This window comes from Agromyces sp. LHK192 (assembly GCF_004006235.1).
In the GTDB taxonomy this organism is placed as follows: Bacteria; Actinomycetota; Actinomycetes; order Actinomycetales; family Microbacteriaceae; genus Agromyces.
On the sequence record NZ_CP034753.1, the window covers coordinates 1,671,793 to 1,688,446 of the forward strand.

General features: G+C 71.7%; 16 protein-coding genes. 9 read left to right on the plus strand and 7 right to left on the minus strand.

Annotated features, from left to right (window positions below; all coding sequences use genetic code 11):
• The first annotated feature begins 47 nt into the window (after positions 1–47).
• The 3 genes from ELQ40_RS07420 to ELQ40_RS07430 all read left to right on the plus strand — a co-directional run bounded on the left by ELQ40_RS07420 (position 48) and on the right by ELQ40_RS07430 (position 2,802).
• A complete protein-coding gene (locus tag ELQ40_RS07420; RefSeq protein WP_127793115.1) occupies positions 48–818 on the plus strand; it encodes a fructosamine kinase family protein in 771 nt (256 codons plus the stop codon).
• A 99-nt stretch (positions 819–917) separates the two neighbouring features.
• Positions 918–2,132, plus strand: a complete 1,215-nt coding sequence (locus ELQ40_RS07425; protein WP_127793116.1) for an LLM class flavin-dependent oxidoreductase — start codon at positions 918–920, stop codon at positions 2,130–2,132.
• A gap of 43 nt (positions 2,133–2,175) precedes the next feature.
• On the plus strand, positions 2,176–2,802 hold the full coding sequence (locus ELQ40_RS07430) for an FMN reductase (RefSeq protein ID WP_127793117.1): 627 nt from the start codon (positions 2,176–2,178) through the stop codon (positions 2,800–2,802).
• A gap of 112 nt (positions 2,803–2,914) precedes the next feature.
• Here the strand turns inward: ELQ40_RS07430 and ELQ40_RS07435 are convergent, their stop codons facing one another.
• Both ELQ40_RS07435 and ELQ40_RS07440 read right to left on the minus strand, forming a co-directional pair.
• Positions 2,915–4,147, minus strand: coding sequence for an oxygenase MpaB family protein (locus ELQ40_RS07435; RefSeq protein WP_127793118.1), 1,233 nt, complete (start codon positions 4,145–4,147; stop codon positions 2,915–2,917).
• Between the two features lie 236 nt (positions 4,148–4,383).
• Entirely contained in the window at positions 4,384–4,983 is a 600-nt protein-coding gene (locus tag ELQ40_RS07440; protein ID WP_240665992.1) for a DedA family protein, read from the minus strand.
• 162 nt (positions 4,984–5,145) lie between these two features.
• Here ELQ40_RS07440 and ELQ40_RS07445 point away from each other — a divergent pair, with 162 nt between their 5' ends.
• The gene (locus ELQ40_RS07445) at positions 5,146–7,266 is read left to right on the plus strand and encodes a glycosyltransferase (protein WP_127793119.1); all 2,121 of its coding nucleotides are present in this window, start codon (positions 5,146–5,148) and stop codon (positions 7,264–7,266) included.
• Positions 7,267–7,287: 21 nt separating this feature from the next.
• On the opposite strand, the gene ELQ40_RS07450 is transcribed toward ELQ40_RS07445, so the two are convergent.
• Complete coding sequence (locus tag ELQ40_RS07450) at positions 7,288–7,491, minus strand: dodecin family protein (protein WP_127793120.1); 204 nt, start codon at positions 7,489–7,491, stop codon at positions 7,288–7,290.
• Positions 7,492–7,878: 387 nt separating this feature from the next.
• On the opposite strand from ELQ40_RS07450, the gene ELQ40_RS07455 reads away from it, so the two are divergent.
• On the plus strand, positions 7,879–10,167 hold the full coding sequence (locus tag ELQ40_RS07455) for a polyribonucleotide nucleotidyltransferase (protein WP_127793121.1): 2,289 nt from the start codon (positions 7,879–7,881) through the stop codon (positions 10,165–10,167).
• 134 nt (positions 10,168–10,301) lie between these two features.
• Here the strand turns inward: ELQ40_RS07455 and ELQ40_RS07460 are convergent, their stop codons facing one another.
• The 3 genes from ELQ40_RS07460 to ELQ40_RS07470 form a co-directional block, all read right to left on the minus strand.
• Positions 10,302–10,511 (minus strand): hypothetical protein, encoded by a 210-nt coding sequence (locus ELQ40_RS07460; protein WP_127793122.1) that lies wholly within the window; start codon positions 10,509–10,511, stop codon positions 10,302–10,304.
• On the minus strand, positions 10,508–11,245 hold the full coding sequence (locus ELQ40_RS07465) for a transcriptional regulator (protein WP_127793123.1): 738 nt from the start codon (positions 11,243–11,245) through the stop codon (positions 10,508–10,510). Before ELQ40_RS07465 ends, ELQ40_RS07460 begins: the two co-directional genes overlap by 4 nt.
• An 80-nt stretch (positions 11,246–11,325) precedes the next feature.
• A complete protein-coding gene (locus ELQ40_RS07470) occupies positions 11,326–11,784 on the minus strand; it encodes an Lrp/AsnC family transcriptional regulator (protein ID WP_127793124.1) in 459 nt (152 codons plus the stop codon).
• Positions 11,785–11,950: 166 nt separating this feature from the next.
• On the opposite strand from ELQ40_RS07470, the gene pdhA reads away from it, so the two are divergent.
• Genes pdhA through ELQ40_RS07490 form a run of 4 tightly spaced genes read left to right on the plus strand, consistent with a single transcriptional unit; the run spans position 11,951 to position 15,896 of the window.
• On the plus strand, positions 11,951–13,096 hold the full coding sequence (pdhA, locus tag ELQ40_RS07475; protein ID WP_127793125.1) for a pyruvate dehydrogenase (acetyl-transferring) E1 component subunit alpha: 1,146 nt from the start codon (positions 11,951–11,953) through the stop codon (positions 13,094–13,096).
• Entirely contained in the window at positions 13,093–14,103 is a 1,011-nt protein-coding gene (locus ELQ40_RS07480; protein ID WP_127793126.1) for an alpha-ketoacid dehydrogenase subunit beta, read from the plus strand. The genes pdhA and ELQ40_RS07480 overlap by 4 nt, the downstream gene beginning before the upstream one ends.
• Before the next feature lie 5 nt (positions 14,104–14,108).
• Complete coding sequence (locus ELQ40_RS07485; RefSeq protein WP_127795189.1) at positions 14,109–15,572, plus strand: dihydrolipoamide acetyltransferase family protein; 1,464 nt, start codon at positions 14,109–14,111, stop codon at positions 15,570–15,572.
• 21 nt (positions 15,573–15,593) lie between these two features.
• Positions 15,594–15,896: a 4a-hydroxytetrahydrobiopterin dehydratase gene (locus tag ELQ40_RS07490; RefSeq protein ID WP_127793127.1), complete on the plus strand. Its 303-nt coding sequence runs from the start codon at positions 15,594–15,596 to the stop codon at positions 15,894–15,896.
• Positions 15,897–15,947: 51 nt separating this feature from the next.
• Here ELQ40_RS07490 and ELQ40_RS07495 read toward each other — a convergent pair whose 3' ends face one another.
• Complete coding sequence (locus tag ELQ40_RS07495) at positions 15,948–16,574, minus strand: TetR/AcrR family transcriptional regulator (protein WP_127793128.1); 627 nt, start codon at positions 16,572–16,574, stop codon at positions 15,948–15,950.
• Between the last annotated feature and the right edge of the window lie 80 nt (positions 16,575–16,654).

The window sequence follows — 16,654 nt, forward strand, 5'->3', positions numbered from 1 at the left end:
GTCGTCCTTCGCAGGGCCGGCGCACCAGGATCCGCCAGACTGGTGCGATGGCCACGATCCGGAAGCAGCGCGCGGATGCCCCGAGCGGATTCTTCGAGGCGGAGGCGGCGGGTCTCGCGTGGTTGGCCGAGGCGGTTCCGCGCGGAGGTGTGCCGGTCGCGGCCGTCGCCGGGGTCGGTGCCGACTGGATCGAGCTCGACCGCGTCGCCGAGACCGCGCCCTCGCGCGAGTCGGCCGAGGTGTTCGGTCGCGCGCTCGCCCGCACCCACTCGGCCGGGGCCGCGGCGTTCGGAGCGCCGCCCGACGGGTGGAACGGCCCGCTCTTCATCGGCAGGCGCGAGATGCCAGCGGCCGCGGAGGCCGATTGGGGTCGGTTCTACGCGCGTGATCGCGTGCTGCCGTTCGTGCCCGTCGCCGTGGCGGCCGGCAACCTGAGCCAGGGCGAGGCGAGCCTCGTGCGGCGGGCCTGCGAGGCGGTCGCCGACGGGGCGTTCGACGACGGTGCTCCGCCCGCGCGGATCCACGGCGACCTGTGGAACGGGAACGTCCTGTGGTCGGCCGACGGCGTCGTGCTCATCGACCCGGCGGCGCATGGAGGTCATCGCGAGACCGACCTTGCGATGCTGGCGCTGTTCGGCTGCCCGTTCCTCGCCGACGTCGTCGCCGGCTACGAGGCGGAGCATCCGCTCGCCCCGGGGCGCATCGAGCGGCTTCCGCTGCACCAGTTGCACCCGCTCGCGGTGCATGCGGCCGGTCACGGTCGCGGCTACGGCGTGGCGCTCGCGGAGGCCGCGGAAGCGGTGCTCGCCGTACCCTGAACGGTCGGGAATAGTTCCGCCCGGGCATCCGTTCGGTAGATTTGAATGCAGATGCATGGAAAGTGGCCCAACGCCACACGAGGAGCCCAGGAGGGCGAGATGCAGTTCGGAATCTTCACCGTCAGCGACGTCACGCAGGACCCGACGACCGGCCGCACGCCGTCCGAGGCCGAGCGCATCCAGGCGACCATCACGATCGCCAAGCACGCCGAGCAGGTCGGGCTCGACGTGTTCGCCCTCGGCGAGCACCACAACCCGCCATTCTGGTCGTCGTCGCCCACCACCACGCTCGCCTACATCGCCGGGCAGACCTCGACGCTGCAGCTCTCGACCGCGACCACGCTCATCACCACCAACGACCCGGTGAAGATCGCCGAGGACTACGCGATGCTCCAGCACGTGTCGGGCGGTCGCATCGACCTCATGCTGGGTCGCGGCAACACCGGCCCGGTCTACCCGTGGTTCGGCCAGGACATCCGCCAGGGCCTGCCGCTCGCGCTCGAGCACTACGAGCTGCTGCACCGCCTGTGGCGCGAGGACGTCGTCGACTGGGAGGGCCGCTTCCGCACGCCGCTGCAGGGCTTCACCTCGACGCCGCGGCCCCTCGACGGCGTGCCGCCGTTCGTCTGGCACGGGTCGATCCGCACACCCGAGGTCGCCGAGCAGGCCGCGAGCTACGGCGACGGCTTCTTCGCGAACCACATCTTCTGGCCCGCGTCGCACACGCAGCGCATGATCGCCCTCTACCGGCAGCGCTTCGAGCACCACGGTCACGGCAGCGCCGACCAGGCGATCGTCGGCCTCGGCGGCCAGGCGTTCATCGCGAGGAACTCGCAGGACGCCCTGCGGCAGTTCCGCCCCTACTTCGACAACGCGCCGGTCTACGGCCACGGCCCGAGCCTTGAGGACTTCACCGCCCAGACGCCACTGGCCGTCGGCAGCCCGCAGGAGGTCATCGACAAGACGCTCGGGTTCCGCGACTACGTCGGCGACTACCAGCGCCAGCTCTTCCTCATGGACCACGCCGGCCTGCCGCTGAAGACCGTGCTCGAGCAGCTCGACCTGCTCGGCGAGGAGGTCGTGCCCGTGCTGCGTCGCGAGTTCGCGACGAACCGCTCCGCTCAGGTGCCGGATGCCCCGACCCACGCGTCGCTCGTCCGCGCGACGTACGGCGACGCCGAGCCGCGGCAGGCCACGCCGAACGCCGCGGGCGGCAACAACCTGACCGTCGGCTCGCCCTACCAGGACTCGCCGGCCCCCGTGCCGGCCCCCGCGAAGGCCGGCTCGGCCTTCGGCCCTGCGGCGACCCGCTGACGCGGCCGGCAGCCGGAACCTCAACGTTCGAAGGAGCATCGAAATGACCAAGCGCATCATCGTCGTCTCGTCGGGCCTGTCCACGCCGAGCTCGACCCGGCAGCTCGCTGACCGCCTCGCGGGCGACGCCGTCGCCCAGCTTCGCGAGCGCGGCATCGAGGTCGAGGTGGAGTTCGTCGAACTCCGCGACCTCGCCCACGACATCGCGAACCAACTGCTGCTAGGCTTCGCGCCGCCGAAGCTGGAGGGGGTGCTCGAGCGGCTCACCACGGCCGACGGCCTCATCGCCGTCACGCCCATCTTCACCACGAGCTACGCCGGGCTCTTCAAGAGCTTCATCGACGTGATCGACCCGCAGGCGCTCACCGACCTGCCGGTGCTCCTCGGGGCGACCGGCGGCACGCCGAGGCACTCGCTCGCGATCGACTACGCGATCCGTCCGCTGTTCACCTACCTGCACGCGATCCCGGTCACGACGGGCGTGTTCGCCGCGACGAGCGACTGGGGCGGGAACGGCGACGGGGTGCGGTCGCTGCCCGAGCGCATCTTCCGGGGAGCTGCGGAGTTCGCCGAGCTCGTCGAACGCACCGACCGCTCGGAGCGCGTGATCGACCCGTTCGCCCTCGACCGGCCGGCGGGCCACCTCGTGGGCGGTCTCGCGGGGGAGTGACCGCGCCCGGCCGGGAGGCCGAGTCGGATGATTCGCGAGAGAGGCGCCCCGCACGAGCGGGGCGCCTCTCGTCGAGTGAGGTGACCCTCACTCGACCAGGGTGAATGCGGATTCACATCGGGCGGTTCATGTCCGGCACCTCGATCGGCGTCGTCGACGGCGACTGCCAGCGGTTCAGGAACGCCATCGCCAGGCCCCGGATGAACTTGTCGAACACCCAGAACGTGACCGGGAGCACCGGGATGAGCCCGTCGCGGAACTTGACGTAGATCGGCCAGCCCTCCTCGATGAGCGTCCGGGAGACCGGGTCGCGGAAGAGCCCCAGCCAGTCGCCGATCTGGTCGCCCAGCTGGTAGCGCACGAACTCGTTGAGGAACCCGCGCGTGACCCCGAGGTCGATCTGCGCCGTGAGGCCCAGCAGCACCTCGGCGAGGTCCTGTCCCTCCGGTGTCCACTGCATGATGGGGTCGAGCGTCTGGGCCGCCTGCGCGTGCGCCTGGTCCCACGTGGCCGGGATGTATTCGTCGCGGACGCCCAGGTAGTGCAGCGCGACCTGCCACGAGTGGAGGAAGGCCTCCTCCTCGGCCGCCGACATCCGCACGCCCCACTCCTTCATCTTCTTGTGCGCGAAGGTGCCGGTGCTGTGGAACGTGACGAGGATGTCGGCGTTCGAGATCGGGATCGTCTCGTCGTGTCCGGATGCCTGCCAGTGCGGCGACTGCGGCAGCAGATGGCGGACGGCGGCGTGGACGATGCGGGTCTTGTTCGAGGTCACCTTGAACTCGCCCGACCACTCGAACGCGTTGAGGTTCGAGAGGTCGTAGCCGAACGAGAAGGTTTTGGCCGCGCGGTCCTGCATGTCAGCGCCGCCCTTCGACCAGTACACGGAGCGCGCCTCGCGGGGGATGACGGTCGACATGATGCCGCCGCCGATGCCGTAGATGAAGAACAGGAACATCTCGGCGCGGCGGTTGAACGCGGCGGCGCGGCGCAGCTTCGACATGTCGGCCCAGTCGGGCATCTTCACGTGCTCGGCGAACCAGCCCTTCAGCGGCGCCGGCAGTCCGCTCGGCACCGGCTGCCAGTTGTTGACCCAGTTCCGCATGGCGGTGTTGACCTGCGCGGTCTGGCCGCTGGTGATGACGTTCGCCATGATCTGGTCGATCTCGTCGTCCCAGACCCACTGCGGGTCGACACCCGATCCGCTGCCGATCACGGAGCCTGCCGGCGACCACGACCACGCGCGCGGTGCCGCCGAGGCGACGCCCGGGGCGGCTGCCGCCGCGCCGGTCAGGCCCAGCGCGGCGCCGAGCGTCAGGACGGTTCGTCGGTTCAATTCGGGCACGAGGCCACCTGCTTTCCCGTAGGGCGGATGGCACTCCTCCAGTGGCGCGTCATCGAGCCCGCTCCATCTGCAGTCCATCCTGCAAATGTGATTCGCCGTTAACATATTCACGATCGCCGATCGAGCGCAACCCCGAACGGGGGGTTTGCGACGAACGGTCGTCACGCAGGTCGGCGCGAGGCCGGAGCGAGGTCGGCGCGAGGTCGGCGCGAGCTGGGTGCGTGTCGGCAGTGCGCTCAGCGAGCGCGGGCGCGGCGGGCGTCGATCACGGTCACGAGCCGGTCGACGAGTAATCCCAGGATGATCGCCGCCGGCACGGAGACCACGACCGAGAGCACCGGCTGATCGCCGAGCGCCCGACCGACGAGCGCGCCGACGAACGTGTTGAAGGCCGCCCACGCGAGGCCGGCCCCGCACGAGAGCGGAAGGTATCGACGCAGCGGCACTCGGGCTGCACCCGCCGCGAGGTTCACCGCGATGCGCGCGAACGGCACGTACCTCGCCGTGAACACGAGCACCGCGGTGCGCCGCTGCACGGTGGCCGCGGCCCGGGCGATGGCTGCGGCGACCCGGCCCTCACGTTGCCAGCGCCAGCGGTCGAGCCCGACGCGGCGCCCGATGAGGTAGCAGAGGCCGTCGCCGCAGACGGCGCCCGCGGTCGCGACGGCGACGACCGGGGCGATCGGCGGCACCCCGGTCGCCGACCAGAGCGCGCCGAGTGCGACGACCACCGTCTCGCTCGGCAGCACGACCAGGAACGCGTCGCCCACGACGAGGGCGAACAGCGCGGGCCACAACCACGGCGATGACGCCATCGCGAGCAGGGCCTCTTCCACCGCAACATCGTGAACGGCCGTGGTGAACGCGCGGCGACCGGCGGATGACGAACTCGTCGCCCGGGGAACCGCGCCGGAAGCGGGGGACAACGCCTCGTGAACACTCGACGATCGGCGCCCGGATGCGCTGCGTCGGGATCGGGCGGCCGTCACGCTGGACGCGTGAAGGTCGCGCTGTTCGCAGAGACGTTCCTGCCCCAGATGAACGGGGTGGTCAATTCGTTGCTCCGGGTGATCGAGCACCTGCACGCTCGTGGCGACGAGGTCCTCGTCATCGCCCCGCGTGCCGGGCGCGGCGAGCCCGATGCCACGCTGGAAGGCGTCGGGGTCCCGCCGGGAGCGGCGGCGCGGTACCTGCGCTCGGTGCCGCTGCCGGGGTATCCCGATGTCCGCCTGGCGTTCGCGTCGACCGCGCAGCTGGCTCGGGTGCTGCACGGGTTCGACGCCGACGTCGTGCATCTCGCCTCGCCGTTCGTGCTCGGGTGGCAGGGCGTGCAGGCGGCGCGCACGGTCGGCATCCCCGCGGTCGCCGTCTACCAGACGGATGTCCCCGCCTACGCGGAGCGGTACGGGCTCCCGATCGCCCGACCGGCCCTGGAACGCCACCTCATCCGTCTGCACAACCGGGCGACGCTGACGCTCGCGCCGAGTTCGGCGGCACGCGACCGGCTCGCGGGCCTGGGCGTCGAGCGCGTGCGCCCTTGGGCGCGCGGCGTCGACACCGAACTCTTCCATCCGTCACGACGCAGCGAGTCGGTGCGTCGCGAACTGGCCCCCGACGGCGAGGTCGTCATCGGCTACGTCGGTCGGCTCGCCCCCGAGAAGCAGGTCGGCGACCTCGCCGCGTTCGCAGGGCTGCCGGGCGTGCGACTCGTCGTCGTCGGCGACGGCCCCGAGCGCGCCGCCCTCGAACGCGTGCTGCCCGGGGCGGTCTTCACCGGATTCCGGTCGGGTGTCGCGCTCGCCGAGACGGTCGCCTCCTTCGACGTGTTCGTGCACCCGGGGGAGCACGAGACGTTCTGCCAGACCGTGCAGGAGGCGCTCGCGAGCGGCGTGCCGGTGGTCGCCACCGGTCGGGGCGGCCCGGTCGACCTCGTGCAGTCGAGCCGCACCGGTTGGCTCTACCGACCCGGCGACCTCGGCGACCTCCGGGCGCGCGTCGAGGACCTCGTCGGCGACGCGGCCAAGCGCCAGGCGTTCGGGATCGCCGCGCGCGCCTCGGTCGGGGGACGCGGCTGGGCGCGCCTCGGCGACGAGCTCGTCGGCCACTACGAGGACGCCATCGAGGGGCGGGTGACGACGGATGCCCCGCCGCGAGCGATGCCGCCGGCGACGGCGGCCTCGACCGCGACCCCGACTGCGACCCCGCCGCGCGGGACCGGCCCGGGTCGGTGCGGAGCGGCATCCGCCATCGAGTCCTCGCCCCCTCAGGTGCAGTCGAGGGACTCGTCGTCCACGCCGTATTCCCGCCGCGCCGATCCGTGGCGGCGGATGGTCGCCGTGGGCGACTCGATCACCGAGGGCCTGTGCGACGACTCGCGCACGCCGGGCGTGTACCGCGGCTGGGCCGACCGGCTCGCGATGCTCGTCGCCCTCGCCGATCCCGACGGCGCCGACCGGCTGGGGTATGCCAATCTCGCGGTGCGCAGCCGTCGGGTGCGGCACGTCGTCGGCGCCCAGCTGCCGCTCGCCCGCGAACTCGGCGCCGACCTCGTGACCGTGCTGGTCGGGGCGAACGACCTCGTGAAGGCGGCATCCGACCCGCGCGCGCTCGCGATCGAGTTGGGTCGGGCGGTCGCGGACGTCCGGGCGACCGGTCCCGATGTGCTCGTGGTGTCGGCGTTCATGCCGCGGACGCGGGGGCTCGGACGCCTGCGGGCGAGGTTCGACCGCTTCAACGCGCGCCTCGAACCCCTGGTGCGCGAGGCCGGCGCGACCTTCCTCGACGTCGCCTCGGACGAGTCGCTCATCGTCGCCGATCACTGGGCGGCGGACCGGGTGCACCTGAACTCGGCCGGTCACCGTGCCCTCGCCTACGCTGCGGCGCGGGCGCTCGGCGTTCCGGATGCCTCCGCGCTCGGCGCCCTCGACGTCGCGCTCCACGCACCCGATGCGGCATCCGACGCGCCGACGCGGGTGTCGACGCCCGTCTGGGTCGCCCGACACGCGGCGCCGTGGGTGCTGCGCCGCCTCCAGGGCCGGACCGCCGGCGATGGGCTCGTCGCGAAGCACGGTGCGCTGCAGCCCGTGATCGCGGGCAGCGGCCCGCGATCGTTGGTGTGAGCCGGTCCGCCCGGTCGACGGTCAGTCCAGGACGAACGTGACCTCGAGCGTGACCGACCACCCCGTGATCGTGCCGTCGGCGACCTCGACCTTCTGCTCCTTGACCCACGCGCCGCTCACATTGCGGAGCGTCTCGGTCGCCCGTGAGACGCCGGTGGACACGGCGTCCTCGAAGCTCCGATCCGAGCGCGACGTGATGGTGGTGACCCTTGCGACGGAACCCATGGCATCCTCCTGTCTCGAAGGCGCCGGATACCCGGCGCCGATGCCGGTTGCGAGGCCATCGTCCACCCATCTGCCGGATGCCGCGAGAGGGTTGACGCGGCCTGAATCGCCGCTGCCTGCTAGGCTGATTGCGGTGGTCCGTGTGACTGCCGCCCTCTTCGCGAGGGCGAAGCATCCCATATCGATCACCTCGGAGCAGGCCGGCAGGAAGCTGGTCCCCTGTGGTGGATCACCAGTCGAGGCGCCGGGCGGCGCGCGAGTGGTGGACTTCTACTGGTGGCCAGCGCAAGCGGAGACATCCTGTGCCGCTCATATCTGCCTGTTCCTGCTCCTGCGTACGAGTCGCGCCCACACGGGGTGCGACGGTAAACAAAGGAGAGAGACCTCTTGGAAGGTCCTGAGATCACGTTCGCCGAGACGACCATCGACAACGGTCGCTTCGGCACCCGCACCATCCGGTTCGAGACCGGCCGCCTCGCGCAGCAGGCGCAGGGCTCGGCCGTCGCCTACATCGACGACGAGACCATGCTGCTCTCGGCGACGAGCGTCTCGAAGCAGCCGAAGGAGCACTTCGACTTCTTCCCGCTGACCATCGACGTGGAAGAGCGCATGTACGCCGCGGGCCGCATCCCCGGCTCGTTCTTCCGCCGCGAGGGCCGCCCCTCCACCGAGGCGATCCTCACCTGCCGCCTGATCGACCGCCCGCTGCGCCCCTCGTTCGTCGAGGGCCTGCGCAACGAGGTCCAGGTCGTCGTCACCGTGCTCGCCATCGAGCCCGACGAGCTGTACGACGTCCTCGCGATCAACGCCGCGTCGCTCTCGACGCAGCTGTCCGGCCTGCCCTTCTCGGGCCCGGTCGCCGGTGTGCGCGTCGCGCTCATCGACGGCCAGTGGGTCGCGTTCCCGAAGCACACGCAGCTCGCCGACGCCGTGTTCAGCATGGTCGTCGCCGGCCGTGTCGTGACCGAGGCCGATGGCTCGCAGGACGTCGCGATCATGATGATCGAGGCCGAGGCCACCGACAACGCGTGGGACCTCATCCAGGCCGGTGCGGTCAAGCCCGACGAGGCCGTCATCGCGCAGGGCATCGAGGCGTCGAAGCCGTTCATCAAGCAGCTCGTCGAGGCGCAGCAGCAGGTCGCGAAGACCGCCGCCAAGCCCACCGCCGACTACCCGACGTTCCCGCCCTACCAGGACGCGGTCAAGGACGCCGTCGCGGCGTTCGCGAGCGCCGAGCTCAAGGACGTCTACCAGATCGCCGGCAAGGTCGAGCGCCAGGACGCCGACGACGCCCTCAAGGCGCGCGTCAAGGAGCACATCGCGGCCAAGGTCGAGGCGGGCGAGCTGCCCGAGTCGGCCAACGCCGAGGTGTCCGCCGCGTACAAGTCGGTCACCAAGAAGGTCATGCGCACGCGCGTCCTCGAAGAGGGCGTCCGCATCGACGGTCGCGGCCTCGCCGACATCCGTCCGCTCGACGCCGAGGTGCAGGTCGTGCCCCGCGTGCACGGCTCGGCCATCTTCCAGCGCGGCGAGACCCAGATCCTGGGCGTCACCACGCTGAACATGCTCAAGCTCGAGCAGCAGATCGACTCGCTGAGCCCGGTCACCAAGAAGCGCTACATGCACAACTACAACTTCCCGCCCTACTCGACGGGTGAGACGGGTCGTGTCGGTTCGCCCAAGCGCCGCGAGATCGGCCACGGCGCGCTCGCCGAGCGTGCGCTCGTGCCGGTGCTGCCCACGCGCGAGGAGTTCCCCTACGCGATCCGCCAGGTGTCCGAGGCGCTCGGCTCCAACGGCTCGACGTCGATGGGTTCGGTCTGCGCGTCGACCCTGTCGCTGCTCAACGCCGGCGTGCCGCTGCGCGCCCCGGTCGCGGGCATCGCGATGGGCCTCATCTCCGACACGATCGACGGTGAGACCCGCTACGCGGCGCTCACCGACATCCTCGGGGCCGAGGACGCGCTCGGCGACATGGACTTCAAGGTCGCCGGCACCAGCGAGTTCGTCACCGCGATCCAGCTCGACACGAAGCTCGACGGCATCCCCGCCTCGGTGCTCGCCGGCGCGCTGACGCAGGCGAAGGACGCGCGCACGACGATCCTGCAGGTGCTGAACGCCGCGATCGACGGTCCGGACGAGATGGCCCCGACCGCGCCGCGCGTGATCAGCATGCAGATCCCGGTCGACAAGATCGGCGAGCTGATCGGCCCGAAGGGCAAGACGATCAACGCGATCCAGGACGAGACCGGCGCCGACATCTCCATCGAGGAGGACGGCACCGTCTACATCGGCGCGACCGACGGCCCGTCGGCCGAGGCCGCCCGCGCCCAGGTGAACGCGATCGCCAACCCGACCAACCCCGAGGTCGGCGAGCAGTTCCTCGGCACGGTCGTGAAGATCGCGACCTTCGGTGCGTTCGTCTCGCTGCTGCCCGGCAAGGACGGCCTGCTGCACATCTCCGAGGTGCGCAAGCTCGCCGGCGGCAAGCGCGTCGAGAACGTCGAGGACGTGCTGGGCGTCGGCCAGAAGATCCTCGTCGAGATCACGAAGATCGACGACCGCGGCAAGCTGTCGCTCGCGCCGGTCGTCGCCGAGACCGAGTCGGCCGACACCAACGGTCGCGAGACCGCGCCGGTGCACGCCGAGGCCCCGGCCGAGGGCGCGGAGGTCTGATCCTCAGCTCCTGAGCGCAGCTCCGGCACATGGATGCCCCGCGCCGAACCCTTCTCGAAGGGATTCGGGCGGGGCATCCGTCGTTTCGGCGTGGTTGCGCCGCGGGGTCGGCGAATGACGCCGGCGTCGCCGGATCACCGCGGCTGGAACACCGCGCTGCGCAGCAGCGCGTCGCGCTCTCCCAGGGCTCGTTCGGCGGCGGCGCGGGCCTCGATGCGGCTGAGCTGTCGATCGCGGTCGCCGAGCCGGCGCGACCTGCGGATGCCCCATCCGGCGAGTCCGAGTCCGGTGCGGACGGCGGCGCCGGCGAGGAACCCGGTTCCGGGGTTGATGGTGGCGGTCATGATGTCGTGCTCCCTTCGGGACGTGCGGTCGGCGGTGCCGCGGTCGGCGGTGCGTCGGTCGGCGGTGCCTCGGTCGGTGGTGCCGCGGTCGGTGCTGCCTCGGTCGGTTCGCCGCGGATGAGCGGGAATGCGTTGACGTGGATCTGCACGGGGTAGGCGCCCGCGGTCGGCGTGCGCTTGTACGCGTCGATGTAGCGCATGAGCACCTCGTCGATGTCGTGCACGAGTGCGGCGAGCTGTGCGGGCGTGAGCCGGATGTTGATCGTGTCGGTCGTGGCGACGTCGTGCCATTCGTCGCCGAACACCGCGTCGCCCTCGGAGAGGAACTCGCGGAGGTTCCGGTCGCGGGAGCGGAACCACTCGTCTTCGATGAGCTTCACGGCGAGGCGTTCGGCGCTGCCCGCGGCCAGCGTCCTGGTGTCGGGGGTGGCGACCGAGCCGGGCGTGCGCTCCCACCAGCGTTCGCGGCCCTTGCCGCGCGTGGTGTCCTCGCGCACGAGGCCGGCCTTCTCGAGCTGGCGCAGGTGGTAGCTCGTCGCACCGCTCGATTCACCCAGTCGCTCGCCGAGGCCCGAGGCCGTGAGCGGCCCGTACATCGAGATCTCGTCGTAGATCCGCACGCGCAACGGGTGGGCGAGCGATTTCAGGCTCGCCGACGGCAGCACGTGGTCGATGAGCGGGTGGCGGGTGCTGCTCGGCTCCGCGGTGAGGTCCGGTGGTTCACGCCTGGTCATGATGCAAAGATACTCTTGCAAAGAAAATGTTGCAAGGGTTTCTTTGCAACTCGCGGGGTTGGCGCGCGGCCCTCGCGAACTCAGCGCCCGAGCAGCGGCGACAACCGGTAGGGGATCAGTTCGCCCATGCCGAGCGCGGTCTCGGTGCGCTCGACGCCGTCGATGGCGAGGATCTCGCCGTCGATGCGGAACAGGTCGTGCGCGTCCCGGCCCACCACGCGCACGAGCAGGTCGACCTGGCCCGAGAGTCCGTGGGCCTGGATCACCTCGGGGATCTCGGCGATGCGCGCCACGACCTCGCTCAGCACCTTCTGTCGAACGTGCACGTTGATGAACGCCTCGAGCGGGTAGCCCAGCGGCGCCGGATCGATGCAACGCTCGAACGAGCGGAACGCGTCGGATGCCTCGAGTCGCGCCAGGCGGGCCTGCACGGTGTTCCGGCTCAGGCCCAGCCGCTCGGCGAGCGCCACGACGGTCGCACGCGGGTCGGCGGCGAGTGCCGCGAGCAGGGATCGATCGACGGTGTCGTAACCAGCCATACTGCGCAATATAGCCGCTCCTGACCGGCTCCTGGTTGGCGACATGCTCGATCGATCGCGTAATGCTTGAGCGCACTGCGTGATCGGCCTACGATCGCGGTATCCGGCGGCGCAGCCGGACGCGGACGAGAGCCCACAAGGCGGTCCGCCGAGCGGAGGATCGACGATGACCCCACCCGAAGCGGCACTCCTGACCGAGACCACCCCGATGGTCAGGCTGATCGACGAACGCGGCGAGCGGCTCGCCGATCCCGAGTACGACGCCTGGGTCGCCGACGTCGACCTCGACGACCTCGCGCGCCTCCACCGCGACATGACCGTGATCCGTCGCATCGACACCGAGGCCACCGCGCTCCAGCGTCAGGGGGAGCTCGCGCTCTGGCCGCCGCTCGCCGGCCAGGAGGCCGCGCAGATCGGCTCCGGCCGCGCGCTCCGCGACGACGACTTCGTCTTCTCGAGCTACCGCGAGCACGCGCTCGCATGGATCCGCGGCGTCGAGCCGGCGGAGCTCCTCGCCGTCTGGCGGGGCACCCAGGCGAGCGGATGGGATCCGTTCGAGCGGTCGATGGCGATCCCGCAGATCATCATCGGCGCGCAGGCGCTGCACGCCGTCGGCTATGCGATGGGCGCCGCGTGGGACGGCTCGGATGCCGCGGCGATCGCGTACTTCGGCGACGGGGCGACCAGCGAGGGCGACGTGAACGAGGCCCTCGTGTTCGCCTCGAGCTTCCAGGCACCGGTCGTCTTCTTCTGCCAGAACAACGGCTGGGCCATCTCGGAACCGGTCGGCCTCCAGTCGCGCCAGGCCCTCGCGCGACGCGCCGACGGGTTCGGGATGCCCGGCATCCGCGTCGACGGCAACGACGTGCTCGCGGTACTCGCCGTCACCCGCATGGCGCTCGCCCGGGCACGCCGCGGCGAGGGGCCGACGTTCATCGAGGCGGTGACCTACCGGATGGGCCCGCACACGACGGCCGACGACCCGAAGAGATACCGCACCGAGGACGATCTCGCGACGTGGCGTGCGCGGGACCCGCTCGCACGGGTCGACGCGCTGCTCGAGGCATCCGGTGCCGATGTCGTCGCGATCCGCGAGGAGTCCGCGTCCGCCGCCGACCACGCCGCCGTCCGCCTGCGCGCCGCCATCACGAGCCTTCCCGATCCGGAGCCGATGACGGTGTTCGACCACGTCTACGCCGAACCCAACAGCCACCTCGACCGGCAGCGCGCCCGGTACGGACGGTACCTCGACCTCTACGACGACGGACCGGCCGAAGGCGGTCACGGCGGCCGCGAAGGAGGTGCCCGATGACGACGATGACGCTGGCGAAGGCGCTCGGCGCCGGTATGCGGCGCGCGCTCCAGGCCGACGAGCGCGTGGTCCTCATGGGCGAGGACATCGGCACGCTCGGCGGCGTGTTCCGCGTGACCGACGGCCTGAAGGCCGAGTTCGGCGAGCGCCGGGTGGTCGACGCGCCCCTGTCGGAGGCGGGCATCCTCGGCACCGCGGTCGGACTCGCGTATCGCGGGTATCGCCCGGTCGTCGAGATCCAGTTCGACGGGTTCGTGTACCCGGCGTTCGACCAGATCGTCGCGCAGGTCGCGAAGCTGCACTACCGCTCGCGCGGCCACGTGCGGATGCCGATCACGATCCGCATCCCGTTCGGCGGCGGCATCGGCGCAGCCGAGCACCATTCCGAGTCGCCCGAGGCGTACTTCGCCCACACCGCGGGCCTGCGGGTCATGGCCTGCTCGAACCCAGCCGACGCCTACGTCATGATCCAGCAGGCGATCGCGAGCGACGACCCGGTCGTGTTCTTCGAGCCGAAGCGCCGGTACCACGTGAAGGGCGACGTCGACGAGCAGGCGAACCTCGCGGACGCACCGCCGCCCGGGGTCGCCCGAACCGTCGCGTCCGGCGGCGACGCGACCGTGGTCGCGTACGGCGGGCTCCTGCAGACGGCCGCGGACGCCGCCGTCGCAGCGCGTGAGGACGGCGTCTCGCTCGACGTGATCGACCTGCGCTCGCTCGCCCCGATCGACTTCGCGACGATCGAGGCCTCGGTGCGGCGCACCGGCCGGCTCGTCGTCGTGCACGAGGCGGGGGAGCAGGGCGGCATGGGCGCCGAGATCGTGGCGCGCATCACCGAGTCGTGCTTCGAGTTCCTCGAGCATGCGCCGGTGCGGGTCACCGGCCACGACATCCCCTACCCGCCGGCCCGTCTCGAGCGCCACCACCTGCCCGACCTCGACCGGATCCTCGACGGCGTCGATCGCGTGCTCGGCCGGCCGAACTCGCTGAGCGGAGCGGAGGCGTGACCACGATGATCAGGGACTTCGCGCTGCCCGACCTCGGTGAGGGACTCACCGAGTCGGAGGTCGTCGCCTGGCGCGTCGCCGTCGGCGACCGGATCGAGCTCAACCAGATCGTCGCCGACGTCGAGACCGCCAAGGCCGTCGTCGAACTCCCGTCGCCCTACGCGGGCGTCGTCACCGCGCTCCACGCGGAGCCCGGCGAGACGGTCAACGTCGGGGAGCGGCTGTTCTCCTGCGACACGGGCGACGGTGCGGATGCCCCGGCGCAGGTCGCCCCTGGTCAGGTCGCCCCTGGTCGGGTCGCCGAGCCCGGAGCGGATGCCCCTGCCGATGGCGACGCCGTCGCGCACGCGGCCTCGCCCGACCGCGCGGACACCGGCACGACGCGCGAGCCGACCCTCGTCGGCTACGGCGCGATGGCCGACCAGGCTCCGCACCGGCGTCGGCCGCGGCGACAGCCGGAATCCCAGTTCGCATCCGAGCACGCCCCCGCGGCGGCAAGCGAGCCCGACGCGCCCACCGTTCAGCCGGCCCGAGCCGAGCGCCCGCGATCGACGCCGCCCGTCCGCAAGCTCGCCCACGACCTCGGCGTGGACCTCGAGCGGCTCGACGGCACCGGCCAACGCGGCCTCATCACCAGGTCCGACGTCGAGCGCGCTGCGGAGGCATCCGGGGCAGCGGCATCCCGGGTTCCCGCGGCGGCCGAGGCATCCGCCGCGTCCGCGTCCGGTACCGCCGGCGGATCGCGCGCGCCCGAGTCCGCCGGCGCGCCCGGCGAGACCCGTGTCCCGATCCGCGGGGTGCGCAGGCACACCGCGGCCGCCATGGTGCGCAGCGCGTTCACGGCGCCGCACGTGACGGAGTTCCTGACGGTCGACGTGACCGCGACCATGGAACTGCTGCGCTCGCTGCGCGAGGACCGGGCGATGTCCGGGCACCGGGTGACGCCGCTGGCGATGGTCGCCAAGGCCGTCTGCATCGCCGCCGCGCGGACGCCCGAGGTGAACTCTCGCTGGGACGACGAGGCGCAGGAGATCGTGCAGTACGAGGGCGTCAACCTCGGCATCGCCGCGGCGACCGAACGCGGTCTCGTGGTGCCGAACGTGAAGCGCGCCGACCGGATGAACCTGCTGGAGCTGGCCGACGCGATCGGCGTGCTCGCCGAGACCGCCAGGTCCGGCCGCGCGACGCCCTCGGATCTCGCGGGCGGCACGATCTCGATCACGAACGTGGGGGTCTTCGGCGTCGACGCCGGCACCCCGATCCTGAATCCCGGCGAGGCGGCGATCCTCGCGGTCGGGGCCGTGAACCGTCGCCCGTGGGAGTTCGGCGGCGAGATCGCACTCCGCGAGGTGATGACCCTGAGCCTGTCCTTCGACCACCGCCTGGTCGACGGCCAGCAGGGTTCGCGGTTCCTCGTCGACGTGGGTGCGATCTTGCGCGATCCCGGCCGAGCCCTCACCATGTGCTGAGGGGGAACGGAAGGCGGGGGCATGGACACGGGTGACGACGACCGGCGGATCCTCGAGGCGGACGAGACGAGCACCGACCTCGTCGGCACGGCCTTCATGCAGGACGGCGACCGGCTGGTGGGCAGCTACGAGACCGGTGATTTCCTCGGCGCGGTGCGCCTGCTCGACCGTGTCGCCGAGGTCGCCGAGGTCATGCAGCACCACCCCGACGTGAGGCTCGGATACGGGCGGATCACGTTCGAGCTGAGCTCGCACGACGTCGGCGGGGTGACCGCCCGCGACCTGCGCCTGGCGCACCGCATCGAGCAGCTCGCGGCCGTCTGAGCCGGCCCGGGTGGGTCCGCGGAGCAGGCCGGGCGGGTCCGCGTCACGTGTTCAGGCGGTGAGGCTCGCCCACGCCATCTGCTCGAGGATCGCCCGGACCTCGCGGTCGTCGGGTCGGTGGTCGAGGTCGCGTGCACTGTGCGGCGTCGAGTTGATGAGCCCGAACGCGGCGTGCGCGCGAACGCGACGCTCGGCTGCCGGCCGGTCGTCGCGGAGCCGGCCGAGCACGTCGACCCAGAGCTCGACGTAGGCGCGCTGCAGGCGCCGCACCTCGTGCGCCTCGTCGTCGGGCAGGCTCGCGAGGTCCTGGTCCTGGACCCGGATCACGTCGGCGTTCGCCACCGCGAAATCGACGTGGAAGGCGATGAGGTCGCGCAGGGCGCCGTCGGCGTCCTCGGCGCGTTCGACGGTCGTGCGTCCGCCGTCGAGCAGGCCGCGGCTCGCGTCGACGAGCACCGCCGCGAGCACGGCGCCCTTGCCGGGGAAGTGCCGGTAGACCGCCGGCCCCGAGACGCCTGCGGCGCTGCCGAGGTCCTCGAGCGTCACGCCCGCGAACCCGCGTTCCGCGAAGAGCGCGGCGGCCGCGGCGACGAGCGCGTCGCGCCGGTCGGCCTTGCGCAGGCTGCGCGCGGTCACGGGAGCGACCGTCTCCGCAGCCGTCTCCGCAGGTGGGGACATGGGCGGCACCTCGCGTTCCGTTTTCAGTGAATGCAGGTTAACCGGATGCCCCGGCCCGGTCAAGCCGCCCGGTCGAGCCG

What these genes read in the sequence shown, in the direction of transcription:
- ELQ40_RS07420 (WP_127793115.1), top strand. Translation starts at nt 48, where the DNA reads ATGGCCACGATCCGGAAGCAGCGCGCGGATGCCCCGAGCGGATTCTTC.
- ELQ40_RS07425 (WP_127793116.1), top strand. Translation starts at nt 918, where the DNA reads ATGCAGTTCGGAATCTTCACCGTCAGCGACGTCACGCAGGACCCGACG.
- ELQ40_RS07430 (WP_127793117.1), top strand. Translation starts at nt 2,176, where the DNA reads ATGACCAAGCGCATCATCGTCGTCTCGTCGGGCCTGTCCACGCCGAGC.
- ELQ40_RS07450 (WP_127793120.1), bottom strand. Translation starts at nt 7,491, where the DNA reads ATGGGTTCCGTCGCAAGGGTCACCACCATCACGTCGCGCTCGGATCGG.
- ELQ40_RS07460 (WP_127793122.1), bottom strand. Translation starts at nt 10,511, where the DNA reads ATGACCGCCACCATCAACCCCGGAACCGGGTTCCTCGCCGGCGCCGCC.
- ELQ40_RS07465 (WP_127793123.1), bottom strand. Translation starts at nt 11,245, where the DNA reads ATGACCAGGCGTGAACCACCGGACCTCACCGCGGAGCCGAGCAGCACC.
- ELQ40_RS07470 (WP_127793124.1), bottom strand. Translation starts at nt 11,784, where the DNA reads ATGGCTGGTTACGACACCGTCGATCGATCCCTGCTCGCGGCACTCGCC.
- pdhA (WP_127793125.1), top strand. Translation starts at nt 11,951, where the DNA reads ATGACCCCACCCGAAGCGGCACTCCTGACCGAGACCACCCCGATGGTC.
- ELQ40_RS07480 (WP_127793126.1), top strand. Translation starts at nt 13,093, where the DNA reads ATGACGACGATGACGCTGGCGAAGGCGCTCGGCGCCGGTATGCGGCGC.
- ELQ40_RS07485 (WP_127795189.1), top strand. Translation starts at nt 14,109, where the DNA reads ATGATCAGGGACTTCGCGCTGCCCGACCTCGGTGAGGGACTCACCGAG.
- ELQ40_RS07490 (WP_127793127.1), top strand. Translation starts at nt 15,594, where the DNA reads ATGGACACGGGTGACGACGACCGGCGGATCCTCGAGGCGGACGAGACG.
- ELQ40_RS07495 (WP_127793128.1), bottom strand. Translation starts at nt 16,574, where the DNA reads ATGTCCCCACCTGCGGAGACGGCTGCGGAGACGGTCGCTCCCGTGACC.